The organism is Vibrio sp. 10N.286.49.E11 (genome assembly GCF_041469505.1).
Lineage (GTDB): Bacteria > Pseudomonadota > Gammaproteobacteria > Enterobacterales > Vibrionaceae > Vibrio > Vibrio crassostreae_C.
This window is the reverse complement of the sequence record NZ_JBFRKQ010000078.1, coordinates 68,533-78,637: the sequence shown is the minus strand read 5'-3', so window position 1 is coordinate 78,637 and position 10,105 is coordinate 68,533. Positions and strand designations below refer to the sequence as shown.

Here is a 10,105-nt window from a genome sequence, read left to right as displayed (position 1 = left end):
GCGAAATCTTTAGCAACACCGCCGTATACTTTTGCAAGAGTAGTACAGATAGCAGCAGTTAGAGTTGTTTTACCGTGGTCAACGTGGCCGATAGTACCAACGTTTACGTGCGGTTTCGTACGTTCAAATTTTTCTTTAGACACAATCGTGTTCCTTCCTAGTTATGATTCGCCACGTTCATTATTGAGCGAGACGCGCCAGAAATTGCTATTTTATGCGCCAACTCTCGTTAGCGCAATATTTGGACGCATTGTTCTTTCAAAAAATGAAAAAAAATGCCTTCCTTTTGTTTAACCACGCTCTGCAATGATTGCTTTTGCAACATTGTTAGGCACTTCAGCGTACTCACTAAACTCCATAGAGTAAGAAGCACGACCTTGTGTCGCAGAACGTAAATCAGTTGCGTAACCGAACATGACAGACAACGGAACTTGTGCACGAATTATCTTCAGGCCAGCTGTCCCCTCGTCCATACCTTCGATGATGCCGCGACGACGGTTAATATCGCCAACAACGTCACCCATCCAGTCTTCTGGAGTAGTTACTTCAACTTTCATCATAGGCTCAAGCAGAACCGGTTGCGCTTCAAGTGCACCCGTTCTGAAAGCCATAGAGGCAGCGATTGTAAACGCCATCTCACTTGAATCTGTTTCATGGTAAGAACCATCATATAGTGTAGCTTTGATATCCAAAACTGGATAGCCAGCAAGCACACCATTGTTCATCTGCTCTTCAACGCCTTTAGCAACTGAAGCGATAAACTCTTTCGGTACGATACCATTGGCAATTTCATCCACAAAGACAAAGCCTTCGCCAGCTTCTGATGGTTCTAGTTTCAGCCATACGTGACCGTACTGACCTTTACCACCATGTTCACGGATAAATTTACCTTCCGCTTTCGCTGTACCACGAATAGTCTCACGGTAAGCCACTTGCGGGTTACCAACGTTGCAGTTCACGCTAAATTCGCGCTTCATACGGTCAACGATGATATCTAAGTGTAGTTCACCCATACCAGAAATCAGAGTCTGGCCAGTTTCCGCATCCATATCAACACGGAACGATGGGTCTTCCGCTGCTAGTTTACCTAGAGCGATAGTCATTTTATCTTGATCAGCTTGAGAGCTTGGCTCTACAACGATCTGAATAACTGGGTCTGGGAACTCCATGCGCTCAAGAACAATCTTATGGTTCTGGTCACAAAGGGTTTCACCAGTAGTCACATCTTTCAGGCCAATGATGGCTGCGATGTCACCTGCTCGTACTTCTTTTACTTCTTCTCGCTTGTTTGAGTGCATTTGAACAATGCGACCTAAGCGTTCACGTTGTTTCTTCACAGAGTTATAAGCTGTTTTACCGCTTTCAACAACACCAGAGTAAACACGGATGAAAGTTAAAGTACCAACGAATGGGTCTGTTGCAATCTTAAATGCTAGCGCTGAGAACGGTTCTTTGTCGTCTGCGTGACGCTCTGCTTCGTTCTCATCTTCATCTATACCTTTAATTGCAGGTACATCGACTGGAGAAGGCAGGAAATCAACAACTGCATCTAGAACAGCTTGTACACCTTTGTTTTTGAATGCACTACCACAAGTAGCAAGTACGATTTCATTATTAAGGGTACGAGTACGAAGACCTTGTTTGATTTCAGCTTCTGTTAGTTCACCTTCTTCAAGGTACTTATCCATCAGCTCTTCATTTGCTTCTGCAGCAGCTTCAACAAGTTCTGTACGATATTCTTCAGCCATTTCTTGCATGTCTGCAGGAATATCTTCGTATGTGAAAGTCATGCCTTGGTCAGCTTCATTCCAGTTAATTGCCTTCATCTTGATAAGATCGACAACGCCTTGGAAGTTTTCTTCAGCACCAATGTTCAGTTGAATTGGAACAGGAGTTGCGCCTAAGCGGTCCTTGATCTGTTCAACTACGCGCAAGAAGTCAGCGCCGGTACGGTCCATTTTATTAACGAAAACCATACGTGGAACTTGGTACTTATCAGCTTGACGCCATACTGTCTCTGACTGAGGTTCAACACCAGATGAGCCACAGAACACAACAACTGCACCATCAAGCACACGCAGAGAACGTTCTACTTCGATTGTGAAGTCAACGTGTCCAGGAGTGTCGATGATGTTAATACGGTGGTCCGAGAACTGAGCTTCCATACCACGCCAAAACGTAGTGGTTGCTGCTGAAGTGATCGTAATACCGCGCTCTTGCTCTTGCTCCATCCAGTCCATGGTTGCTGCACCATCGTGAACTTCGCCGATTTTGTGAGAAAGACCGGTATAGAACAGAATACGTTCACTTGTGGTTGTTTTACCTGCATCTACGTGAGCAACGATACCGATATTACGGTATTGCTCTATAGGAGTTTTACGAGCCACGGTTGAATCCTCTTATTAGAGACTTAGGGACTATTGCTATGTCTAGATTAGGCGTTAAAAGCGATGCTTCGCTAAAAATTGCTTGCCCTAGAAATAGCAATAGTTCCTAGCATAAGCATAGGAACTAAAGAAGTGCTGCAAGGAACCTTGCAGCACTAAAAAGGTATTACCAACGGTAATGTGCGAACGCTTTGTTTGCGTCAGCCATGCGGTGAACGTCTTCACGTTTCTTAACCGCAGTACCTTTGTTCTCAGACGCGTCTAGCATTTCAGCAGCTAGGCGTTGAGCCATAGATTTTTCACCACGCTTACGCGCAGCTTCAACTACCCAACGCATAGCAAGAGCGTTACGGCGAACCGGACGAACTTCTACAGGTACTTGGTAAGTTGAACCACCTACACGGCGAGATTTAACTTCTACCGCTGGGCGAACATTTTCAAGAGCTTCTTCAAATACAGCTAAGTGGTCTTTACCAGACTTCTCAGCCATTGAATCTAGTGCAGTGTAAACGATTTTTTCTGCAGTAGATTTCTTTCCGTCAACCATAAGGATGTTAACGAATTTTGCCAGCAATTCAGATTTGAACTTAGGATCTGGAAGGATCTTACGCTGACCTATTACGCGACGACGTGGCATGGATATTCTCCGTTGTCTTCTTCAGGTTTTTTCCAAAACTTTTCAGAATAATAAATAAAATAGTGTTTGGCCTTACTTAACGATTTCTTTTTAAAAAAGAGAATCAATTAAGACTTAGGACGTTTCACACCGTACTTAGAACGACCTTGTTTACGGTCGTTAACGCCAGCACAGTCAAGTGCGCCGCGAACAGTGTGGTAACGAACACCCGGAAGGTCTTTTACACGACCGCCACGGATTAGTACAACACTGTGCTCTTGTAGGTTGTGGCCTTCACCGCCGATGTACGAAGTTACTTCGAAACCGTTAGTTAGACGTACACGACATACTTTACGTAGTGCCGAGTTAGGTTTTTTAGGTGTAGTAGTGTAAACACGAGTACATACACCACGTTTTTGTGGGCACGCTTCTAGTGCAGGCACGTTGCTTTTAACAACTTGCTTTACACGAGGTTTGCGAACCAACTGGTTAATAGTTGCCATTAACTAGCTCCTGAAATTTACTTGAAAGTAAGCTTTGTGAAAAATCTATCCCTAATCACAAGTCGTAATTAGGGACGCAAAATTCTATTCAGCAGTGGGAGGTGTGTCAAGAAATATACAGATCTTTTTTAGCCGTCTAGAGCTCAGGATGGTCTACTTTTAACCAAACTGATAAAACACAGCTACCAAGTGACTGATTTGTCGTTCAAAACCGTCAGTTTAACGAAGCCATCGAAGTCAACTTGATCAATGATACTTGAGACAAGTAGTTGTAAACCTCGGCTATCGAGATCTGGTTTTAACACCGACACCTGCTCTACTGCGCAGATTTGAGTGAATAACTCATGATTGGGAAGGCAAACATACACCGCATCTTCCACCAAAAGATACTGATCTTGTGGCTGAGAATAGGTCAATGCGAGTTTAAGTTTGTCGACTGATTTTACAATATGAAGCATAGCGTCCCCTAGAAAGTCAGTATCTGTTGGCACTGAGCTAACTTCTGCGTTAACTCGTCGGCTTCAACGGTGGTCACATCGATCAGCAGGTTGTCTGCTGAAAGACCAAACTGACTCAGACTACGCTGACACACATACACCTGTTCGATGTCGTACAGGTCCATAAGTTTGAATGCAGAGATGTAGTCACGCGATAGTGTTTCGTCGGGCTGCTGCGCTTTGAGAAGCTGTGTCACGCCATCGCCAACAAAGAACACGGCAATGTCTTCACTATATGCGGACGCAGCAAGCAGGGCGTCTAACCCTTCTCTACCCGCAGCGGTCGTATGAGGGAAACTGTTAAATATAAAGGCTAACTTTCTCAAAACTGCACAACCCTATCTTGCGTTAGTAGCGCTTCCGATAAGCTCCCTAATCCGGCTTGAGTAAATCCAGTGGCTAGGTTAGAGGCACTTAGTTGATGTTGCTCTGCTTCTTCAGAGCTAATCACTCCGCGTCTTAGCGCAGCTGCCACACAGGTTTCAAGGCTAACATCGTGTTCATCAGCCAGCTTTTGCCAAGCAGAAGCTAAATCAAATTCATCGTTAGCCGGTACGGTAAGGTCTGAGCCGTTACTCACGCCATCTTGATAGAAGAACACACTGTGAAGTTTGTGGCCCTGTTTAATCAGAGCCACGGCAAACTGGTAGGCACTTCTTGCTGACTGTGAGCCATAGACTGGCCCATTCACTAGGAGTGTATAGCTTAGCAACCCTCTTCATCCTCTGTTTTACGTTGGCGGATGTATAGGTACACGGTGTGCTTAGAGATGTTCAGTCGCTCAGCAACGCGGTTGATCGCGTCTTTAATATCGAAAATACCTTTGTCGTACAGCTCCATCACGATCTGACGGTTCTTAGTATTGTTCGATACCGATTTGTCAGCGTTAATTTCTTCAATGGTGCGTTCAACCGTTTGGTCGACAAGTTCTTCAACGTCACTAGCGAAGTTAACCGATGATGCGGCTTCGTCTGCGTCTTGTGTAGGCATGAACGATTGCAGCACTTGTGAGAATGGCGCGTCTAGATTCACGTTAATACACAGTAGGCCAATCACTCGGTCTTCACCGTTGCGGATAGCAACCGTGATCGACTTCATCAACACTCCGCCTTTAGCGCGAGTGAAGTATGAACGTGAGAAGTTACGCTTAGAACCTTCAATATCTTTTAGCATCTTCAATGCAAGATCGGTGATCGGCGAGCCAACCTGACGACCTGTATTTTCGCCGTTGGCAATTTTAATCGCAGAAGTATTGAGGTCTTCTAAAGAGTGCAAAACGATTTCACAAAACGGACCAATAAGGCTCGCAATACCGTCAACAACGGCCTCATAAGATCTTAGAATGATTTTATCGTGTTCACTGAATGGCATAACGTGGACTGATTCCATTTCAAGTAACACATCTGCATTGACTGTTTCTGTAGTAGTCACTTATTCCTTACCTTCGTGTGAAAAATCAACAAATTTATGTAAGTTTATCAGAAAATTTTAATTGCACACCTAGCTAACATTGCAACTAGTGATTTAGAACAAGTTAAAAATCAAATACTCATCTTCAAATCATAAAAAAAGCCTAACTCAAAGTTAGGCTTTTTATTCAATCAACGTATTTTAGTACGAGGCTTTTAACCGATATTACTGTGCAGGAGCTGCTTCAGCGTTATCGATGTTTAGTAGTTCTACTTCGAATACTAGCGTTGAGTTAGCTGGGATAGTCGGTGTGTCTTGCTCACCGTATGCTAGCTCTGGCGGGATAACGAACTTGTACTTAGAACCAACTTGCATCAGTTGTACGCCTTCAGTCCAGCCTGGGATTACGCGGTTTAGTGGGAATGTTGCTGGTTCGCCACGATCGTAAGAGCTGTCGAACTGAGTACCGTCTGTTAGCGTACCTTTGTAGTGTACTTGAACGGTATCAGTGTCTTTTGGAGAAGCGCCTTCACCAGCAGTCATTACTTGGTAAAGTAGACCAGATTCAGTTTGCTTAACGCCTTCAGTTTTAGCGAACTCAGCGCGGAAGTCATCACCGGCTTTCTTCACTTCTGCAGATTTTTCTGCCGCTTGTGCTTGCATCGTTTCAGCAACACGCTTGTCTAGAGCTTCAAGAGCTGCGCGAGTTTCTTCTTCGTTAAGTGCTGTTTTCTCTGCGAATACGTCTTCGATACCTTGAAGAACCATATCTTTGTCTAGGTTGATACCTAGCTCGCTTGGCTTATCAATGCTTGTGCTTAGGTAGTTAGCGAAAGATACACCGATTGCGTAAGCCGCTTTGTCATCTTCTGTTTTAAAGTTTACTGCTTCAACTTTAACTTCTTCTACCTGTGGAGCTTCTGCCTTTGGTTCTTCTTTCTGACAACCAACTGCTAGCATAACCGTTGCGGCAAGCAGTGATACTTTTAAAACTGATTTCATTGAATTCTCCAATTAATGGCCAAGCCATTGGTTATTGTGCACAAATCTAATGATTAGATTGGTGTGAATACGTTAGTTATAACAATATACTAGTCATATGTCTTTCGACACAAACCGGATTATTAGATGTGATGCGAATATTTTTCCACTCATTGCTATGTACAATTGTCATCACCTTGTTAAATGGTTGCTTTTTCTTCCAAGATGATGAGCAGCGTTGGGAAATTGAGCCCAATGGTGCCACCAGCTTTGCACTCAGCAGAGATGGACGCTTCGCCCTGCTCTACTCTCAGCAAAAGCAACTGCTCCTTTGGGACCTCGCCGAAGACCAAGAGTTGGCTCGGCTTGGTCCACAAGACCAGTTAGAAAACCAAGTATCGCGTATCCGTATCTCGGACAATGGCCGTTTTGCCATTACCGCTAGCCAGATGAACTTCGCCGTTTGGGACTTATCTTGGACTCAAGCACAAGGGCTCTGGTCTATCTCCGACGGCTTGATTCGCGATGTCGATATCTCTAGCAATGGTGAAAAAGTACTGCTTGGCCTTTCTAATGGAAAAGCCATCTATGTGGACTTAGTCACCGGACGCCGTCTGGAGTTCCTTGCTCACCGAGAAAAAGTGAATTCAGTCTCCCTCTCTTCTAATGGCCGCTACGCATTATCAGGCGGCAACGACTACAAAGCTTACCTTTGGGATACCGAGTCGGGCTTGGTGTTGCGCACCTTTGAGCATGAACAAAGAGTAGTACGAGTCGCGCTACAACGCGATGGTGAACTGGCTTTTACCTCTGATGGCGGCAATCAAGCGATGATTTGGGATCTTGAAACGGGCGAACCTCAAGCGCAATTGCAAAGCTGGTCTCGACAGTTGATTTTCTCGAGTGCGCGTTTTTCTGATGACGGCAGTATGTTGGTGACGGGCACACCATCCAGCCAAGTGAGTGTGTGGAATACTCAGGATGGCAAGCGAATTTCTCGCCACGATGCTGAGCCATTAAAAGATGCTCGCCCTCCTCGTGCGGTAGTGTATGATGCAGCCTTTGATGATAAGAACCGTGTGATATCGGGCACCTCTGCGGGCATTGCCCAAGCTTGGAATGTGGATTAAGAACGATGACAGAAAAGCGAGTTGAACAACTAGAAAGCCGCGTAAATGACCTAGAGTGTCAGCTAGCTTTCCAAGAACAGACCATTGAAGAACTCAATGAAGCGCTTAGCCAACAACAAATGTTAATCACGAGAATGCAAGATCAGATGAAGTTCGTGGTTGGCAAAGTAAAAAATATGGATGGCTCTAATCTAGCTGACGCATCAGAAGAGACGCCACCTCCACACTATTAAGTGCGGTTCAAAATAACCAATTAAATCTAACGACGCATATCGTTAGTTTCTCGTCCTCAATGTGTAAACACATTTCAGGACGGGACATAGAAAACTAAGAGGGCGACAGATACTTATCTGTCGCCCTTTTGTTTATTTCATCTCAGTGAATAAGCTAAAGCCAATTAAGCCGATACCAACTTAGTCGTCGGCATAAATCTTCACTTCAACACGACCTTGAGTATCAACGCTTGCACGATACATTCCTGAGCTGTTCATACCAAAATGTATATCGCCTTGGCCATCGATAGCGATCAAGCCACCTTCTCCACCCATGGTTTTCAATTCACCTTGAATGATCGTTTCACAAGCGGTGTGCACATCTTCTTTCAGATAACGCATTCGTGCTGCGACATCACTGGCGACCATTTTACGTAGGAAGAACTCACCCATCCCGGTTGTTGAGACGGCAACATTGCCATTTTCAGCGATGGTTCCTGCACCAATGATCGGAGAGTCACCCACACGACCGTATTTCTTATTGGTCACGCCACCGGTACTGGTTGCTGCCGCTAAGTTACCCGCTTGGTCTAATGCGACCGCACCAACCGTGCCGTACTTTTTATCGTCAGGGTATTTCTCAGCTTGCTGCTGATCATATTTCGCTTCAGACAGAGCAAAGATGCCTTTCTCTTTCATCGACTGAAGTTGGTCATAGCGGCGCTCAGTAAAGAAGTAGTCTTGCTCGGTAAAGGTGTAGTCATGCTCAAACGCAAACTTCTCGGCACCTTCACCAATCAGCAACACATGGTCGCTTTTCCGCATCACATCACGTGCAAGCTCAATTGGGTTTTTGATATGGCGAACGCCTGCAATAGCACCTGCATCCATTTCGCGGCCATGCATCACAGAAGCGTCCATCTCAACAAATTCATCATGCGTTAAAACAGAGCCCCTACCGGCATTAAAGTGCGGGCTGTCTTCCATCACCTTAACCGATGCCACTACCGCATCCAGAGCATCACCACCCGATTGCAATATTTGATAACCAGCCAAAACCGATTTTTCCAAAGCCTCGGTAATACCCGCTTTTAATTCATAGCTCATTTGCTCGCGCAAGATGGTTCCTGCACCACCATGAATGGCAATTGAAAAAGGCTGTGACATACAAACTCTCCACTGACGTCGTCTTATAATGTTGTGCTATCAATACCACATCCATGGTTCGATGTCTGATAACGAAAACCAAACTTTTACGAATGCTTAGATTTGCGGACACTTAGTTTGGTAGAGAAAAGCGAGGTCAAAAAGCGAGACTCCTAAACGCAAAAAGCCTCCACAAGGGAGGCTTTCAAGATTCTTAAACTAAACCGTTAATTCGGTATTAGTGAGAACCACAGCTACCGCCGCCGCAGCAGCCGTCTTTTTTCTCTTCACCGTGGTCATGGCCTTCGCCACCACAGCAACCGCCTTCGTGGTCATGATCGTGGTCGTGACCGCCACAGCCGCCTTCTTGGTGTACGTGACCGTGTTGAACTTCTTCTTCAGTCGCTTCACGAACCGCTACAACTTCAACGTCAAACGTTAGAGTTTGGCCAGCTAGCATGTGGTTACCATCAACAACAACTTCGTCGCCATCTACTTCAGTAACTTCAACTGGGATTGGGCCTTGGTCAGTATCCGCTAGGAAACGCATGCCAACTTCGATTTGCTCAACACCTTGGAATACGTCAGCAGGAACACGTTGAACTAGTGCGTCGTTGTGTTCGCCGTATGCGTCTTCTGGAGTAACAGTTGCAGAGAACTTGTCGCCAGCTACTTTGCCTTCAAGCTCTTTTTCAAGACCTGTAATTAGGTTGTTGTGACCGTGAAGGTAATCTAGTGGAGCTTCTGCAGTTGATTGGTCAACTACTACGCCATCTTCAAGTTTCACTTGATATGCAACACTAACTACTACGTTCTTTTCAATTTTCATGAGAGCTCCAAGGAGGTTTGGACTAAGCTCGAACAGTTGAGCTTAGGAAAAATTCTGTACCGGGATATTATGGGGATCAATTAACGAAACTCAATCATTCTGGCTTAAAAATACCGATCATTTCTTGATTCGCGTGTTCAGATTTCTCTACAGTTTTCGGTTTACGCTGTTCTGTGAAGTCACAATCGACACATTCCACCAGCTCGATATTATTTTCAATCCACCAACGGAGTGTGTCTTGAGTACTGCAACTTGGGCAGCTTGCCCCTGCGATAAAGCGTTTTTTCTGTTTCACGTTCATATCCTTTACTACTCTGGATTCGCGGTTCTTCCCACTCACTTTATTGATAAGTTAAGCAGAGACCGCGTTTATTATTAGGTTAGTTCTATAGTC

General features: G+C 45.0%; 14 protein-coding genes. 2 read left to right on the top strand and 12 right to left on the bottom strand.

The annotated features are described in order from the left end of the window. The 9 genes from AB4167_RS18590 to fkpA form a co-directional block, all read right to left on the bottom strand. On the bottom strand, nucleotides 1-143 hold a 143-nt coding region (locus tag AB4167_RS18590; RefSeq protein WP_240798929.1), incomplete at its 3' end, for a GTP-binding protein. Between the two features lie 147 nt (nucleotides 144-290). Continuing rightward, complete coding sequence (gene fusA / locus AB4167_RS18585) at nucleotides 291-2,387, bottom strand: elongation factor G (protein ID WP_017061101.1); 2,097 nt, start codon at nucleotides 2,385-2,387, stop codon at nucleotides 291-293. Between the two features lie 166 nt (nucleotides 2,388-2,553). Continuing rightward, nucleotides 2,554-3,024, bottom strand: a complete 471-nt coding sequence (rpsG, locus tag AB4167_RS18580; protein ID WP_010435163.1) for a 30S ribosomal protein S7 — start codon at nucleotides 3,022-3,024, stop codon at nucleotides 2,554-2,556. A gap of 107 nt (nucleotides 3,025-3,131) precedes the next feature. Further along, nucleotides 3,132-3,506 (bottom strand): 30S ribosomal protein S12, encoded by a 375-nt coding sequence (gene rpsL / locus AB4167_RS18575; RefSeq protein WP_004737194.1) that lies wholly within the window; start codon nucleotides 3,504-3,506, stop codon nucleotides 3,132-3,134. A gap of 182 nt (nucleotides 3,507-3,688) precedes the next feature. Further along, nucleotides 3,689-3,964 carry a sulfurtransferase complex subunit TusB gene (tusB, locus tag AB4167_RS18570; protein WP_372136893.1) on the bottom strand — a complete coding sequence of 92 codons (276 nt, stop codon included), beginning with the start codon at nucleotides 3,962-3,964 and terminating at the stop codon, nucleotides 3,689-3,691. A gap of 8 nt (nucleotides 3,965-3,972) precedes the next feature. Then, complete coding sequence (tusC, locus tag AB4167_RS18565; protein ID WP_017063710.1) at nucleotides 3,973-4,329, bottom strand: sulfurtransferase complex subunit TusC; 357 nt, start codon at nucleotides 4,327-4,329, stop codon at nucleotides 3,973-3,975. After that, entirely contained in the window at nucleotides 4,326-4,715 is a 390-nt protein-coding gene (gene tusD / locus AB4167_RS18560; RefSeq protein ID WP_017063709.1) for a sulfurtransferase complex subunit TusD, read from the bottom strand. Before tusD ends, tusC begins: the two co-directional genes overlap by 4 nt. Continuing rightward, nucleotides 4,709-5,434, bottom strand: coding sequence for a transcriptional regulator (locus AB4167_RS18555; RefSeq protein ID WP_004729851.1), 726 nt, complete (start codon nucleotides 5,432-5,434; stop codon nucleotides 4,709-4,711). Before AB4167_RS18555 ends, tusD begins: the two co-directional genes overlap by 7 nt. A gap of 204 nt (nucleotides 5,435-5,638) precedes the next feature. Next, nucleotides 5,639-6,415, bottom strand: a complete 777-nt coding sequence (gene fkpA / locus AB4167_RS18550; protein ID WP_017061105.1) for an FKBP-type peptidyl-prolyl cis-trans isomerase — start codon at nucleotides 6,413-6,415, stop codon at nucleotides 5,639-5,641. Between the two features lie 131 nt (nucleotides 6,416-6,546). Between fkpA and AB4167_RS18545 the strand changes: the two genes are divergently transcribed. Further along, nucleotides 6,547-7,524 (top strand): WD40 repeat domain-containing protein, encoded by a 978-nt coding sequence (locus tag AB4167_RS18545; protein ID WP_017066210.1) that lies wholly within the window; start codon nucleotides 6,547-6,549, stop codon nucleotides 7,522-7,524. Between the two features lie 5 nt (nucleotides 7,525-7,529). Further along, on the top strand, nucleotides 7,530-7,757 hold the full coding sequence (locus AB4167_RS18540; RefSeq protein ID WP_009848930.1) for a SlyX family protein: 228 nt from the start codon (nucleotides 7,530-7,532) through the stop codon (nucleotides 7,755-7,757). A 180-nt stretch (nucleotides 7,758-7,937) separates the two neighbouring features. Here AB4167_RS18540 and AB4167_RS18535 read toward each other — a convergent pair whose 3' ends face one another. The 3 genes from AB4167_RS18535 to AB4167_RS18525 form a co-directional block, all read right to left on the bottom strand. Next, nucleotides 7,938-8,903, bottom strand: a complete 966-nt coding sequence (locus AB4167_RS18535) for an isoaspartyl peptidase/L-asparaginase family protein (protein WP_017066209.1) — start codon at nucleotides 8,901-8,903, stop codon at nucleotides 7,938-7,940. Between the two features lie 217 nt (nucleotides 8,904-9,120). Next, the gene (gene slyD / locus AB4167_RS18530) at nucleotides 9,121-9,711 is read right to left on the bottom strand and encodes a peptidylprolyl isomerase (RefSeq protein ID WP_017061108.1); all 591 of its coding nucleotides are present in this window, start codon (nucleotides 9,709-9,711) and stop codon (nucleotides 9,121-9,123) included. A gap of 94 nt (nucleotides 9,712-9,805) precedes the next feature. Continuing rightward, the gene (locus AB4167_RS18525; RefSeq protein WP_019825339.1) at nucleotides 9,806-10,006 is read right to left on the bottom strand and encodes a YheV family putative zinc ribbon protein; all 201 of its coding nucleotides are present in this window, start codon (nucleotides 10,004-10,006) and stop codon (nucleotides 9,806-9,808) included. Between the last annotated feature and the right edge of the window lie 99 nt (nucleotides 10,007-10,105).